Raw genomic sequence first — 13591 nt, 5'->3', positions numbered from 1 at the left:
CACGGCACCATGGTGGGCGTGAGTACATTCATCCCGTCCAGTCCCCTCGCCTTGGCCGAGCAGATTGCAACGCTGAGCGGATCGTTTCCGTCGGTGGCGGTAGTAGCGATCGACGGACCTGATTGTGCACAGCCGTCTCGGCTCGCGGAACTGGTCGGCACCGCCGTCGAGTCGCGCAACAGGCCGAGTGCTGTTGTGTCACTGCACGACTACGTGCGGCCGGCTTCGCTGCGATACGAGTTCGGCCACGAGGATGCGCTGAGTTACCGTACTATCTGGTTCGACTATCCGGCACTCGATCGTGAAGTGATCACCGCAGCCCGCACAAAACGGGCGTTCTTGCCGAAACTCTGGGACGAACCCACCGATCGATCGGCTCGGTCGACCCGTATCCCCGTCCATGAGCGCGCGGTCATCGTGATCGCCGGTCCGATGTTGCTCGGGCGCGGGCTGGAGTTCGACGTCAGCGTCCGTCTGGACATGAGCGAACCTGCCATGCGGCGGCACACACCGGAGGCAGATCTGTGGACCGTCGAGGCACTCCTCGAACACCGATCAGAAGTGTCCGAGGAGGTCGATTTCGAGGTCAGATACGACCATCCGGCCCGGCCTGCGGTGCGGTCTCGCCAGTGAAGGTCTCACTGCGATTGATCTCACGTCGGCCGACCTCACTTCGGGCGATACAGCCTGGTCAGACCCTCCTGGACGACTGCAGCAACCATATTTCCTCGGCTGTCGAAGATTCGTCCCTGCGTCAGTGCGCGACCGAAGCCCGCTGACGGCGACGTCTGGTCGTACAACAGCCACTCGTCGGCGCGGAACGGCCGCAGGAACCACATGGCGTGATCGAGCGAAGCGCTTTGCATGGCGACGTCCATGTGGGGGCCGCGAGAAGATCCGAGCAGCGTCATGTCGCTCATGTAGGCAAGCGTGCACACGTGAAATACCGGGTCGTCCGGGAGTGCCTCGCGGGAACGGAACCACACTTGCTGCTGCGCGGCAGCGCCCGGACGTTTGTCGATGTCGGCCTTCGGCACCATTCGAAGGTCCCAATCGGACCACTCACGCGCCAGCCACGCAGTCTCGGGATCCTCCGAATCCTGGGCGATGGCCAAGGTCTCGGGGTCAGGAACGGGTGGCATCTCGTCCTGGTGCTCGATGCCTTCGTCTTGGACGTGGAAGGACGCCGACATCGTGAAAATGGCTTGCCCGTCTTGAATTCCGGTGACCAAGCGGGTCGCGAACGATCGACCGTCCCGAACACGATCAACCAGAAAAACCGTGGGCTCCATCGGATTTCCCGGACGCAGGAAATATCCGTGCAACGAATGAACCGAGTAGGCCGGATCGACCGTGCGTACCGCCGACACCAATGCCTGTCCGGCGACCTGGCCGCCGAAAGTGCGGGTCAGGGTGGTCTCCGCGATGATTCCTCGAAAGATGTCCCGCTCGAGGCGTTCCAACTCCAGAATTTCTTCGATCCTCGCCATCGATGCTCCACATCTTCCCGTGTACCGACGTCTACCGACCTTCACACAATGCCTGACGCACCCCCGGCCACCAAAGTGGGCATCCGAAAACACTGAGCGACGGGGCGCATCGACTCAGAATGGCGGTGGATCGTCTCCGCCGTCGAAGGTCCTCCTCCGGGCCTTCTTCTTCATTCGGAGGTGCATTCGTAACCGCTGCCGCCGGCGTTCCCCCCACACACGAGCGGCCTTGTTCTCCAGACGTGTGCGCCGACGCCGACCACCCTCGGGCAGCACAGGCTCGAGCATTCCCGCCAGCAGACCTGACGGCCTGGTTCGGTAGCAATGTCCGGTCGGCGAGGTCAGCATGACACTCCGGTCCGGGTTCGAGATATGCAACCACTGACCGGAATGCTTGAGGCGGTGATGGTTTCGACAATACGCACTCAGATTCGACGCCACGGTCTTTCCACCACAAGTGGGATCGCGATGATCAAAGGGCTCAGTGTGATCAAGATATGAATTCCATGCAGCGACATCGCAGTGCAACCACTGGCAGCTTCCTGCGATCACCCGCACCCAGGTGTCGAGGACAGCGCCGGGGCGGTAGACCGACGCCGAAGGAACAACGGGCGGAGGTACTGGCTCGCCCTCACCGGAAGACTCGAGCGCGGCATCGGCTGGTACCTTCACCTTCCGAATCAGCGCACCCGCGGCGATGTCACGCGCATGCTCTGCACTGATCACTCCATAACCGTCGAGGTGAGCGGGTTCGTCTGCACCTGGTGCGTCACCGCCCTGAAGCGTTGATTCCAGCATGACCACGTGAACCAACGGCCGACGCACCACCACAATCCCGCTTCGATCTTGTGGGCACTCGTCCCGGCCGCAATCGCACGGCAGAATCGTCGACCCGGATACCAACGCTCCCAATGCGTCAGCTCGTCGTTGCTCGTACTTACGGGAATCGTGTCGACACACCGACATTGCCAACTCCCGCAACCGACGGTCGAAAGCCCGTGCTTCCTCCGCCGGAATACTCCCCAATATCCGCGCCATTCCGTCCTCGGCAGCGCTCACACCCACGAACCGATCAGCCAGGGCGCGGCGTCGACGTTCGCGTATCCCCTCGGGATCCACCACGGCGACGATCCGGTCGATAGCCGCTGTCAATCGGCGACCCGTCAAGCCGGTACCGCCAGGCATCGGTGGCGCCGAGATCTTCTTGAGGAGTTGCCGTTCCACCTCGTCGATCAAATCGTCGGCTACGTTGGCCGTAGCGGAGTCGATCAATCCGACTCGATACAGATCCAGTTCTCCGCGCGCCATGGCGGCACGCGTGCGATGGAGGCGAGTCTTGAGAGAAAAGCCGAGACCGATCAACTTTCCCGCTGCGGCACGGCCCATGGTCAATGCCGCGCCGAGCTCGGCCTCAGCCAGTTCGTGAGCGGTAGACGACCAAGCACCGTTATCAGTGTGGTCAGCGCTGCGACGCTCGAAAAACTCGGCAATGGCAGCCAGTTTCCGTTCCACGAGCATCGATTCGCGCGCATGCAGATCGGCGATGAGATCGATGAGGGCGCAGTCGGATTCAGCACCGGACAGCTGCGCTGCAGTACCTGAACTTCCTACTCCGTCATCGAACATTCCTCAACATTATTCGAATATACGTTCGATATCCATGATTTCCAGGAATCAGTCCGAACAATCCTGATTGACCGAAAATTGTTGCGGAGCAACCTTTGCGGCCACTCGTGTTCCGGCAACGGATTCCCCTACTGAACCAGGGCGTTGATAATGCGGGCAGCTTCGGCCGGGTAGATAGGGCGGTCGGACCCACCACTCAATACCCAGTGGACTGGACTACCTTCGTCTAGGACTCGGAGTTGCACGTCGAGCGGAAACGCATCGATGTCAGCTGAGTCGACTGCAAAGACATGGACAATCTCATGCCCAGGCCGCCCCTCGAACTCGAAGATGTTCTCGACGACCTCGAGCAACTCGACGCTTCCCAGCCTGACACAGAGTTCCTCCGCGAACTCGCGTCGCAGCGCTGCCTCGGCCGTCTCACCGAACTCGATACCGCCACCGATCAATCGATGAAAGTTCTCCCCCGTGACAGAGTCCGTGCCGTCGAGCATGAGTACGTGACCGGAACGGACAGGTATCCCCAGTGAGATGTTACGAATTGACGACATCCGACACAGTTTAGGTGGCCAACTCGAACACCATTTTGAATCCGACGACGGCGAATATCACCAAAAGTGATGGGGTGGGCGCAAATACGACTTGGACTTGCCGAGACTCCCGATGACAGACTCGAACACCATTCCCGGACAAAAGAACCCATTGAGGAACCGATGAACGACGCAAGTACCTGGACCGCACGACTCGCCGCACTCGACCTGACCCTCCCGCCTGTTGCCACCCCCGCAGGCTCATACCTTCCCGCCGTTCAGACGGGGTCATACGTCTACACGTCGGGGCAATTGCCGCTCGTCGACGGCACTACGACGTGCATCGGTAAGTTGGGCGAGGGCGTCTCCGTCGAAGACGCCGCCCAGGCGGCGCGGTTGTGCACTCTCAACGGACTCGCGGCAGTCGATGCCTTAGTCGGGCTCGATCGCATCGTTCGGGTCGTCAAGGTCGTTGGATTTGTTGCTTCCGGATCGGGATTCTCGCAGCAACCCCAGGTGATCAACGGTGCGTCCGACCTGCTGGCCGAGATCTTCGGTTCGGCTGGACAACACGCCCGCTCAGCGATCGGCGTCGCCGAACTACCCCGAAACAGTGCCGTCGAGGTCGAGTTCGTGTTCGAGGTATCGGACAGCATCTGATCGGTCTGCCACACCCCGAAGGGGCGGCGGTTGCCAACGCAACCGCCGCCCCTTCGTCTGTGAGGACTTTCAGGCACTGGGCCCGGTCGTCGAACCTGCTGTCACCAACCGCGCTCTGCGAGGCGGTGTCCGACAGGCAGGTCGTCGACGTTGATGCCGACCATTGCCTCGCCGAGTCCGCGCGAGACCTTGGCGAGCACGTCCGGGTCGTCGTAGAACGTGGTGGCCTTGACGATTGCCTCGGCGCGCTGCTTCGGATTGCCGGACTTGAAGATGCCCGATCCGACGAAGACGCCCTCGGCGCCGAGCTGCATCATCATGGCAGCGTCTGCCGGGGTGGCGATGCCGCCGGCGGTGAACATGGTGACCGGCAGCTTGCCGGCCTTGGCGACCTCGACGACCAGTTCGTAGGGGGCCTGCAGTTCCTTGGCGGCTACGTACAGTTCGTCTTCGCTCAGCGAGGTCAACCGGCGGATCTCGCCGCGGATGGTGCGCATGTGGGTGGTGGCGTTGGAGACGTCTCCGGTGCCTGCTTCACCCTTCGAGCGGATCATGGCCGCGCCTTCGTTGATGCGACGGAGCGCTTCGCCGAGGTTGGTGGCGCCACAGACGAAGGGAGCGGTGAACTTCCACTTGTCGATGTGGTTGGCGTAGTCGGCCGGGGTCAGGACCTCGGACTCGTCGATGTAGTCGACGCCGAGGCTCTGCAGGATCTGCGCTTCGACGAAGTGACCGATGCGTGCCTTCGCCATGACGGGGATGCTGACGGTGGAGATGATGCTGTCGATCATGTCCGGGTCACTCATGCGCGAGACGCCGCCCTGTGCGCGAATGTCTGCGGGGACCCGCTCGAGTGCCATGACGGCGACGGCGCCGGCGTCTTCGGCGATCTTGGCCTGCTCAGCGGTGACCACGTCCATGATCACACCGCCCTTGAGCATTTCAGCCATGCCGCGCTTGACGCGGGCGGTGCCGATGGCGGTGGTGGGGGCAGAGTCGGGGGTGCTCACAGCAAACTCCTGCAGTAGTGGCGTGACGAAAGAAACAAGGCACGGCGAACACACGAGTTCATTCGCGCGGAGGCCTCTGGCCAGAACTCTAGGACGAACCGGCCTTCGATTCCGTATCCAATTTGCCATTGCTGGCCTTAAACTGCCCGCGAGCACTGAACGACCGAACGATCAGCGGATGGAACGCACTTCCGGATCCTCGGAACCGTCCGCAATCGTCGCGGCCTCCACCAGGAGGTTTGCCAGATCCAACGGGTAGACGGGCTCACCGGACTTGGCCAGTCGGCGGATCTCGTCGGCGCTGCACCAGCGATGGCCGGTGATGGCACGCTGTTCCAATTCCGTGTGGCCTTGGAAGACCGGCTCGAAGCCGTGAGTGCGCGTAGCAAAGAACAGCTCTTCCGAACGGATCAGCTCACCGTCGAACGGGAAGATCGCCACCCGACGCCAAAGCGGACCTCGCAGATTCTCCGGCGCTACCTTGAACCCCGTTTCCTCCTCGATCTCACGAACCGCGGCCGCTCGCAGATGTTCGCCGCGTTCGAGCCCGCCGCCGACGGTGAACCAGAAGTAAGTGTTCGGGATCTTGGGATCGTGCCCGCGCAACAGCAGCACCCGATCTTCCTCGTCCAGCATCACCACGCGGGCAGAGGTCCGTGACGTATCCACGGTGATGCCCTCGGGCACCGCCGCCGCGGTCGTGCGCTCCGATATCTCGAAGTACTGAGGTAGCAGTGCCGTTCCCCCGAGGTGCAGCCAGCGAACAAGTCGACGCGTACGCAACGCGAGAGTGTCGCGCACCGCGTCGTTGTGGAACCGCCGAGCGATCAGGACCCTCGCCTCGGCATCGGCCAACTCGGCCACCAGTTGAGGTCGCAGCGACGTCGTGCCGTAGGCAGCGAGAGCATTGGACAGCCGGTTCTCGGCAAGCTCGCGATCCTGACGATCCGCACGTTCGGCGGCGTCCGCCAAGGTGACGAATCTGCGGGCGTCGTCGGCGCTCATGTCCACAGCCGCCGCGCGGACAACCGCGGCACGACGGGACAGAGCCGCATCGAGCGCCAACCACGACTGATCCGAACGCACATGCAGTCGATCGAGTCGGTTCGCCGTCCCGTACGCCCACAGTCCGACGACCAGGACGACGGCAGCGACGAGCCCGAGAATGAAGATTGTCAGAGCGGAGAAGGTCATGAACCCACCACGCGTACGCCGGTGCCGCCAACCGTGACGGTCTCGTAGACACGCAGGATCTGTTCGGCCACCACCGGCCAGTCGTATTCGGCAACAACACTTGTCGCGGTGTTGACCAGCGCGCGTCGTCGATCCGGGTCACCGAGAACGGAATCGATTGCCTCTGCCAAGGCATCGGAGTTCCCGATGGGGACCAGCAAGCCGGCCTGACCGTCGCGAAGAACACGGCGAAAAGCGTCCAACTCACTGGCCACGACGGCAGTGCCAGCCGCCATGGCCTCGACCAGCACGATCCCGAAGCTCTCACCGCCGAGATTGGGCGCGCAGTAGACGTCCGCACTGCGAAGCGCCGACGCTTTCTCCTCGTCACTGACCTGCCCGAGCAGGCGGAGATGCTTGAAGTACTTACCCGCCTCTTTGCGGAGTTTCTCCTCGTCGCCGCGTCCGACCACGATCACTTCGAGATCCGGGTGACGCTCGACCAACTCCGGCAGCGCACCGAGGAGGACGGCCATCCCCTTGCGCGGTTCGTCGTAGCGACCGAGGAACAGAATGGTTCCACCTTCGCGCGGGTAGCCGGGCAACAGATCGGCCTCGGCAAACGCTGCGACATCGACGCCGTTGGGGATCTCGACCGCGTCGGATCCGAGAGACTCGACCTGCCAACGACGCGCCAACTCCGAGACTGCGATCCGGCCGCTGATCTTCTCGAGATACGGAGCCAAGACACCCTGAAACGTGCTCAGCACCAACGACTTCGTGGTCGACGTGTGGAAGGTGGCGACGATCGGGCCTTCCGCGATGCGCAACGCGAGCATGGACAGACTCGGCGCATTGGGTTCGTGGATATGTAGAACGTCGAAGTCACCTTCCGCGATGAACTTGCGGAGGCGGTTGTTCGCCGTCGGGCCGAAAGACAACCGTGCAACAGAACCGTTGTAGGGAATCGCGACGGCTTTACCTGCGGAAACCACAAAATCCGGCAACTCGTCGTCATCGGACGACGGCGCAAGCACACTCACTTTGTGACCACGTTCGATCAGCACCTCTGCCAGATCCACCACGTGCGCCTGCACACCACCGGGGACGTCGAAGGAGTACGGGCAGATCATGCCGATCTTCATTCACCCTCCATGCGGGCGAGCCGCGATTCGGAGAGGTCGGAGCGCCACAGCGGCTGAAGCATGTGCCAGTCAGCGGGGTGCGCTGCGATGTTGACCGCGAAACGGTCGGCAAGTGCCTGCGTGGCCGGGCCGACTCCGCCGGATACGTCGATCGGCGGGTCGATCTTGAAACCCCAACCGTCGGGAGTGAACCAGCAGTGGACCGGAAGTAGCGGCGCGCCGGTATCGATCGCGAGCTTCGCCGGGCCGGCGGGCATGCGAGTGGGTTCTCCGAAGAAGGTGACGGGCACACCCTTCTTCGCCAGATCGCGCTCCCCCAGCAAGCACACGATCTTGTTCTCGCGCAGATGCTTGGACAGTTCGACGAACGGAGGATGCTCCCCGCCGCTGAGCGGAAAGATCTCGAAACCGAGACTCTCGCGGTATTCGACAAACCGTTCGTACAGGGATTCGGGCTTGAGCCGTTCGGCAACGGAGGTCAACCCACCCCATTGCTGAACACACCACACGCCGGCCATGTCCCAATTACCGCTGTGGGGCAGCGCCAATACCGCGCCATGACCTGCTGCCATTGCTTTTTCCAGATGTTCCTGGCCCTCGACCAGCGCATGCAACGCCTTACCTGTCGCGACCAGGTCCATCGACGGTAGACGGAATGCCTCACGCCAGTACCGGGCGTACGAGCGCATAGAATCCTTGATCAACTGATCCGGAACTTCCTCCGGCGTCGTGCCCAGAACTCTCGCGAGGTTCTTCCTGAGTTGTTCGGGTCCGCCCTTGCGTACCGCGAAATCCGCTCCGGCGTCGAACAGCTTGACCGCCACCGATTCCGGCAGGCTTCGCACCAGACGCCAACCCGCGGCGTATCCCAGGTCGGTTGCACGCTCGGCAAAGCTCATTTCTCTGCCTCGCCGTCCGTGTTCGGCGCACCTTCGACCGTCGATGCGGCCGGGGCGATCGGCAGAAGTTCCCGGGCGCCAGGGGAATTGCGCACCGCGAGCACTCGCTGGAAGACCGTCACGATGCTTCCGGCGGCAAGTACCCACATCGCGATGTGGATTGCCCACGGAAGACCCATACCCGTCAGGCCGGATCCGACCAACACGATGATCAATCGGTCCGGGCGCTCGATCCACCCGCCGTCCGCAGTCAGCCCGCTCGCCTCCGCGCGCGCCTTCGCGTACGAGATGACCTGCGAGGTGACGAGGCAGATGAGCGTCGCGACGAGCAGCCACTTGCTGTTCTCGTGGTAGACCGCCCACCAGGCCAGGCCGGCAAAAATCGCGCCGTCGGCGACGCGGTCGCAGGTCGCGTCCAGTACCGCCCCGTACCGCGTTCCGCCGCCGCGAGCACGAGCCATTGCGCCGTCGAGCATGTCGAACATGACGAAGAACCAGATGAACATGGTTCCCCAGAACAGATGTCCGGACGGAAACAGCGTCACCGCACCGGCGACGCTTGCCACCGTGCCGATCACCGTCACCGAGTCCGGCGTCAGACCGGTCTTGACCAGCGCCTTCCCCATAGGTGCCGTCACCTTGGACACCGATGCGCGCCCGAAGAAGCTCAACACCGCAGGAACCCTCCCCGTCGTGAGTTCCGGTTCGGAACTCGTTGCAGCAATGCATCCTGCCATGAAGCCGGATGCGTCAACCTATTGTTGCCAGGCACCGGCGAGTAGTCCCCTGGTCTCCCGCAGCAATTGCGGCATCACCTTGACCCCACCGAGCACGGTGATGAAGTTGGCGTCGCCGCCCCAACGTGGCACTACGTGTTGGTGAAGGTGCTCGGACAGCGAACCGCCCGCAGCGGCACCGAGATTCAGGCCGACGTTGAATCCGTGAGGATTCGACACGCTCTTGATCACCCGCAACGCCTGCTGGGTGAACGCCATCAACTCGGCGCTCTCCTCCGGCGTCAGGTCTTCGAGTGCCGCGACCTTGCGGTACGGAACCACCATCAGGTGCCCCGGGTTGTACGGATACAGGTTCAGAACCGCATAGACATGCTCACCGCGGGCAACGATCAGTCCTTCTTCGTCCGACATCTTCGGAATGTCGATGAACGGTTCACCCGTCGTGCCCGGCGTGTTGGGCGCCTCGGTGATGTACGACATCCGATGCGGCGACCAAATGCGCTGCAAATGGTCAGGGTCACCGACGCCGTGGTCGATCAGCGAACCCGGACCGTCGTCACCGGGGGCGCTCACTGCGCCACGCTTGGCTGCACCAGTTCGGCTGTCGGCGAGGCGTTCTCGCGGCGGCCGATCCACTCGGTGATGATCCGGACGGCGTCGTCGACGGGAATGCCGTTGATCTGCGTGCCGTCACGGAAACGGAAGCTGACCGCGCCGGCCTCCACGTCACGCTCGCCCGCGAGGAGCATGAACGGGACCTTCTGCGTGGTGTGGTTACGGATCTTCTTCTGCATACGGTCGTCACTGAAGTCGACCTCGGCGCGCACACCGGCAGCCTTGAGCTTCTTCGTGACGTCGAACAGGTGATCGGCGAACGCCTCGGCCACCGGGATTCCGACAACCTGCACCGGTGCCAGCCACGCTGGGAAAGCGCCGGCGTAGTGCTCGGTCAGCACACCGAAGAACCGTTCGATCGAGCCGAACAGCGCGCGGTGGATCATGACCGGACGAGTCTTGACGCCGTCGTTGCCGGTGTATTCGAGCTCGAACCGCTCGGGCAGGTTGAAGTCGAGCTGGATGGTCGACATCTGCCAGGTGCGGCCGAGGGCGTCCTTGACCTGAACGGAAATCTTGGGACCGTAGAAGGCGGCTCCGCCCGGATCCGGCACCAGCGTCAGGCCGGAAGCTTCGCCGACCTCGGCGAGCGTTGCGGTCGCCTCTTCCCAGACGTCGTCGCTACCGACGAACTTGTCCGGGTTTTTGGTGGACAGTTCGAGGTAGAAGTCGTCGAGGCCGTAGTCCTTGAGCAGGTTCAGAACGAACTGCAGGGTGGTGGTCAGCTCGTCGCGCATCTGCTCACGGGTGCAGTAGATGTGAGCGTCGTCCTGGGTCATGCCGCGCACGCGGGTCAGTCCGTGGATGACGCCGGACTTCTCGTAGCGGTAGACCGAGCCGAATTCGAAGAGCCGCAACGGCAATTCACGGTACGAGCGTCCGCGAGCACGGAAGATCAGGTTGTGCATCGGGCAGTTCATCGGCTTGAGGTAGTAGTCCTGGCCCGGCTTGCGCACGGTGCCGTCCTCGTTCAGTTCCTCGTCGACGTGCATCGCCGGGAACATGCCGTCGCGGTACCAGTCGAGGTGACCGGAAACCTCGTACAGATGCCCCTTGGTGATGTGCGGAGTGTTGACGAACTCGTAGCCCGCCTCGATGTGGCGGCTGCGCGAGTAGTTCTCCATCTCGGTGCGGATGATGCCGCCCTTGGGATGGAACACCGGCAGACCCGAACCGAGCTCGTCGGGGAAGCTGAAGAGGTCCAGTTCGGTACCGAGCTTGCGGTGATCACGACGCTCGGCCTCGGCGAGCAGTTCGAGGTATTCGTCCTGAGCCTCGGTGGACTCCCACGCAGTGCCGTAGACACGCTGAAGATCGGCGTTGTCCTGGTTGCCACGCCAGTAGGCGGCGGAGCTTCGGGTCAACTTGAAGGCCGGGATGTGCTTGGTGGTCGGAATGTGCGGGCCGCGGCACAGATCGGACCAGATCTTGTCGCCGGTACGAGGATCGAGATTGTCGTAGATGGTCAGCTCGTTGCCGCCCACCTCCATGATCTCGGGATCGTCGATACCGGACTTGTCGTCGATCAATTCGAGCTTGAACGGCTCGTCGGCCAACTCGACCCGAGCGTCCTCGATCGAATCGACCACTCGACGCGAAAAGCGCTGTGATCCCTTGATGATCTGCTTCATACGCTTTTCGAGCTTGGCCAGATCCTCCGGAGTGAACGGGCGGTCCACCGCGAAGTCGTAGTAGAAGCCGTCCTTGATCGGCGGACCGATGCCGAGCTTCGCGTCGGGGAATTCTTTCTGAACCGCCTGCGCGAGGACGTGGGCCGCGGAGTGCCGGATGACGCTGCGGCCGTCTTCGGTGGATGCTGCCACCGGCTCGACGTCGACATCGACATCAGGTGTCCACGACAGATCCTTGAGCGTTCCCTCGCCATCGCGGACAACGACGATCACGTCGGGCCCCTTCGTGGGGTATCCGGCTTCGCGCACTGCAGTCCCGGCGGTCGTCCCCGCGGGCACCCGAAGTGGGGCGGCTGAGTGCTCTGGCGCGGGACTGGTCACGGCGATGTGCTCCTAAAGGTATTGCGACAAGTTAGACAGGCGTCGTACCCACTGCGAGCACGCGCACGATCATGTTATCGGCCCTACCGACATGGTGAGACAACCGAGTGAAGGAAACCGGGCCGCGTTCAACTCACAGCGGCGACTCGAGCCACGAGTAGTCCAGGCCCACCCATGTCCCGATCAGGCCGAAAGTGCCGAGCACCCACAAAGTCGCCAAGACGATCACTGTGGTGAACAGAACGCCCAACCCTTTGACGAACAGCGACTGCTTGCCGAACCATTCCATGAACCGGTCGTATCGCGCCTTCGCGAAATGAAGGAGTCGATGTGCCCACGCGAACTCCGACGCCAGGATGCCGAGGCCGGCGAAAACGATGAGCCAACCGGGCCCGGGGTACGGAATAGCCACGATGCCGGCGGCGAACACGATCGTGCCCACGACTCCGACGCCGATGCGGTACGCAAGATTGAGGGTGGGCCGCGCGGCGATTCCCGCGCGCCACCGCTCCCAGCGGGACTCTGCGTCCTGGAAGACGGACAGGTCTGAATCGTCGACGGAAGAATCGACCTTTTCGGTACTCAAAGCAGTCACCTTTTCGGTCGCGAAATGTCTCTTCGACCAGGCTACCGAAATCGTCGCCCGGCGACCTGCGACGACGGTCTGCATGCCGAAATAACCGTGCCCTCGAACAGCTGTGCTCTCAAACGACTGAAGGCGTCCCCGATGATCGGGAACGCCTTCAGTGTTTTTCTGTGGTCCCGGCTGGGATCGAACCAGCGACCTTCCGCGTGTGAAGCGGACGCTCTCCCACTGAGCCACGGGACCGTAAGTCATCCGAACGCATGCGCTCGAACGAGTTGGAACATTAACACGGCTGCGCGATGAATACGAATCACCAGGTTGGCATTCGTTTTGCTCCAGGCGACCCCGAAATCTACGAATTCGAACTGATTTCAGACCGTATTCATCGCCAAGACGGACAGTTGCAACGTGCGCGACGGGCCGATTCGACTCCGAACACGCCACTGAGCTGGGGATTTGTGTGTATCCGACACGGTCGGCTAATGTTTCCAACGCACCGAGGAGAGCGAGCAGCTCCCCAAGCAACACGGTGCGATGCGGACGTGGCGCAGCTGGTAGCGCACAACCTTGCCAAGGTTGGGGTCGCGGGTTCGAATCCCGTCGTCCGCTCGAGAGGTGTGACTCAACCTTTTACGGTGGAGTGGCCGAGTGGTGAGGCAACGGCCTGCAAAGCCGTGCACACGGGTTCGATTCCCGTCTCCACCTCGCGCGATTAGCTCAGCGGGAGAGCGCTTCCCTGACACGGAAGAGGTCACTGGTTCAATCCCAGTATCGCGCACCACGTCAGGCCCTAGGGCCTGGTGGTCAAGACCTGCTTGCAGGTCTGATAAGTTAGAAAAGTACTGAGTTCCGGTAACGGAGTTCATTGCTCATGCGGACGTGGCGCAGCTGGTAGCGCACAACCTTGCCAAGGTTGGGGTCGCGGGTTCGAATCCCGTCGTCCGCTCCATTTTTCTCCAGAACCCGCGCGATTAGCTCAGCGGGAGAGCGCTTCCCTGACACGGAAGAGGTCACTGGTTCAATCCCAGTATCGCGCACCATTTGAGAATGCAAGAAGCCGGAACCTCAGGGTTCCGGCTTTTTGCGTTCGAGCGCCGAACACACGGGC

At 62.4% G+C, this 13591-nt stretch carries 13 protein-coding genes and 6 tRNA genes; 7 read left to right on the top strand and 12 right to left on the bottom strand.

Translation table 11 applies throughout. The features are described from left to right. Positions 1 to 9 precede the first annotated feature (9 nt). On the top strand, positions 10 to 633 hold the full coding sequence (locus tag G9U53_RS04500; RefSeq protein ID WP_003943324.1) for a hypothetical protein: 624 nt from the start codon (positions 10 to 12) through the stop codon (positions 631 to 633). Positions 634 to 668: 35 nt separating this feature from the next. Here G9U53_RS04500 and G9U53_RS04495 read toward each other — a convergent pair whose 3' ends face one another. From G9U53_RS04495 to G9U53_RS04485, 3 genes are all read right to left on the bottom strand, one after another. Then, the gene (locus tag G9U53_RS04495) at positions 669 to 1490 is read right to left on the bottom strand and encodes an acyl-CoA thioesterase II (RefSeq protein ID WP_003943337.1); all 822 of its coding nucleotides are present in this window, start codon (positions 1488 to 1490) and stop codon (positions 669 to 671) included. Between the two features lie 114 nt (positions 1491 to 1604). Next, a complete protein-coding gene (locus G9U53_RS04490; RefSeq protein ID WP_083057280.1) occupies positions 1605 to 3116 on the bottom strand; it encodes an HNH endonuclease signature motif containing protein in 1512 nt (503 codons plus the stop codon). A gap of 128 nt (positions 3117 to 3244) precedes the next feature. Further along, on the bottom strand, positions 3245 to 3667 hold the full coding sequence (locus G9U53_RS04485) for an NUDIX domain-containing protein (protein WP_054827788.1): 423 nt from the start codon (positions 3665 to 3667) through the stop codon (positions 3245 to 3247). A gap of 162 nt (positions 3668 to 3829) precedes the next feature. Between G9U53_RS04485 and G9U53_RS04480 the strand changes: the two genes are divergently transcribed. Continuing rightward, positions 3830 to 4306 (top strand): RidA family protein, encoded by a 477-nt coding sequence (locus G9U53_RS04480; RefSeq protein ID WP_050656607.1) that lies wholly within the window; start codon positions 3830 to 3832, stop codon positions 4304 to 4306. A gap of 101 nt (positions 4307 to 4407) precedes the next feature. Here G9U53_RS04480 and pdxS read toward each other — a convergent pair whose 3' ends face one another. From pdxS to G9U53_RS04435, 9 genes are all read right to left on the bottom strand, one after another. After that, positions 4408 to 5316, bottom strand: coding sequence for a pyridoxal 5'-phosphate synthase lyase subunit PdxS (pdxS, locus tag G9U53_RS04475; protein WP_003943338.1), 909 nt, complete (start codon positions 5314 to 5316; stop codon positions 4408 to 4410). Between the two features lie 171 nt (positions 5317 to 5487). After that, positions 5488 to 6510, bottom strand: coding sequence for an NUDIX domain-containing protein (locus tag G9U53_RS04470; RefSeq protein ID WP_083057282.1), 1023 nt, complete (start codon positions 6508 to 6510; stop codon positions 5488 to 5490). Beyond that, on the bottom strand, positions 6507 to 7634 hold the full coding sequence (locus tag G9U53_RS04465; protein ID WP_003943332.1) for a glycosyltransferase family 4 protein: 1128 nt from the start codon (positions 7632 to 7634) through the stop codon (positions 6507 to 6509). Before G9U53_RS04465 ends, G9U53_RS04470 begins: the two co-directional genes overlap by 4 nt. Continuing rightward, on the bottom strand, positions 7631 to 8533 hold the full coding sequence (locus tag G9U53_RS04460) for a phosphatidylinositol mannoside acyltransferase (RefSeq protein WP_042919909.1): 903 nt from the start codon (positions 8531 to 8533) through the stop codon (positions 7631 to 7633). The genes G9U53_RS04465 and G9U53_RS04460 overlap by 4 nt, the downstream gene beginning before the upstream one ends. Next, a complete protein-coding gene (pgsA, locus tag G9U53_RS04455) occupies positions 8530 to 9207 on the bottom strand; it encodes a phosphatidylinositol phosphate synthase (RefSeq protein WP_037130749.1) in 678 nt (225 codons plus the stop codon). Before pgsA ends, G9U53_RS04460 begins: the two co-directional genes overlap by 4 nt. An 81-nt stretch (positions 9208 to 9288) precedes the next feature. Continuing rightward, the gene (locus G9U53_RS04450; RefSeq protein WP_003943307.1) at positions 9289 to 9843 is read right to left on the bottom strand and encodes an HIT domain-containing protein; all 555 of its coding nucleotides are present in this window, start codon (positions 9841 to 9843) and stop codon (positions 9289 to 9291) included. After that, positions 9840 to 11897, bottom strand: a complete 2058-nt coding sequence (thrS, locus tag G9U53_RS04445; RefSeq protein ID WP_063316453.1) for a threonine--tRNA ligase — start codon at positions 11895 to 11897, stop codon at positions 9840 to 9842. Before thrS ends, G9U53_RS04450 begins: the two co-directional genes overlap by 4 nt. Positions 11898 to 12030: 133 nt before the next feature. Then, positions 12031 to 12483 carry a TIGR02611 family protein gene (locus tag G9U53_RS04440; RefSeq protein WP_030536868.1) on the bottom strand — a complete coding sequence of 151 codons (453 nt, stop codon included), beginning with the start codon at positions 12481 to 12483 and terminating at the stop codon, positions 12031 to 12033. Between the two features lie 171 nt (positions 12484 to 12654). Next, a tRNA-Val gene (locus G9U53_RS04435) sits at positions 12655 to 12726 on the bottom strand. A gap of 293 nt (positions 12727 to 13019) precedes the next feature. On the opposite strand from G9U53_RS04435, the gene G9U53_RS04430 reads away from it, so the two are divergent. From G9U53_RS04430 to G9U53_RS04410, 5 genes are all read left to right on the top strand, one after another. Continuing rightward, positions 13020 to 13092: transfer RNA gene (locus tag G9U53_RS04430), tRNA-Gly, on the top strand. A gap of 25 nt (positions 13093 to 13117) precedes the next feature. Beyond that, positions 13118 to 13188, top strand: a tRNA-Cys gene (locus G9U53_RS04425). Position 13189: 1 nt separating this feature from the next. After that, positions 13190 to 13264: transfer RNA gene (locus G9U53_RS04420), tRNA-Val, on the top strand. A gap of 92 nt (positions 13265 to 13356) precedes the next feature. Then, positions 13357 to 13432 (top strand) — tRNA-Gly (locus G9U53_RS04415). Between the two features lie 16 nt (positions 13433 to 13448). Then, a tRNA-Val gene (locus tag G9U53_RS04410) sits at positions 13449 to 13523 on the top strand. The last annotated feature ends 68 nt before the right edge of the window (positions 13524 to 13591 follow it).

The sequence above is a fragment of the Rhodococcus sp. D-46 genome, assembly GCF_011290655.1.
GTDB classification, from domain to species: Bacteria; Actinomycetota; Actinomycetes; order Mycobacteriales; family Mycobacteriaceae; genus Rhodococcus_F; species Rhodococcus_F qingshengii.
The sequence above is the reverse complement of the archived record's forward strand: the minus strand, read 5'-3'. Positions and strand labels throughout refer to the sequence as shown.

What these genes read in the sequence shown, in the direction of transcription:
- G9U53_RS04500 (WP_003943324.1), top strand. Translation starts at nt 10, where the DNA reads ATGGTGGGCGTGAGTACATTCATCCCGTCCAGTCCCCTCGCCTTGGCC.
- G9U53_RS04495 (WP_003943337.1), bottom strand. Translation starts at nt 1,490, where the DNA reads ATGGCGAGGATCGAAGAAATTCTGGAGTTGGAACGCCTCGAGCGGGAC.
- G9U53_RS04490 (WP_083057280.1), bottom strand. Translation starts at nt 3,116, where the DNA reads ATGTTCGATGACGGAGTAGGAAGTTCAGGTACTGCAGCGCAGCTGTCC.
- G9U53_RS04485 (WP_054827788.1), bottom strand. Translation starts at nt 3,667, where the DNA reads ATGTCGTCAATTCGTAACATCTCACTGGGGATACCTGTCCGTTCCGGT.
- G9U53_RS04480 (WP_050656607.1), top strand. Translation starts at nt 3,830, where the DNA reads ATGAACGACGCAAGTACCTGGACCGCACGACTCGCCGCACTCGACCTG.
- G9U53_RS04470 (WP_083057282.1), bottom strand. Translation starts at nt 6,510, where the DNA reads ATGACCTTCTCCGCTCTGACAATCTTCATTCTCGGGCTCGTCGCTGCC.
- G9U53_RS04465 (WP_003943332.1), bottom strand. Translation starts at nt 7,634, where the DNA reads ATGAAGATCGGCATGATCTGCCCGTACTCCTTCGACGTCCCCGGTGGT.
- G9U53_RS04460 (WP_042919909.1), bottom strand. Translation starts at nt 8,533, where the DNA reads ATGAGCTTTGCCGAGCGTGCAACCGACCTGGGATACGCCGCGGGTTGG.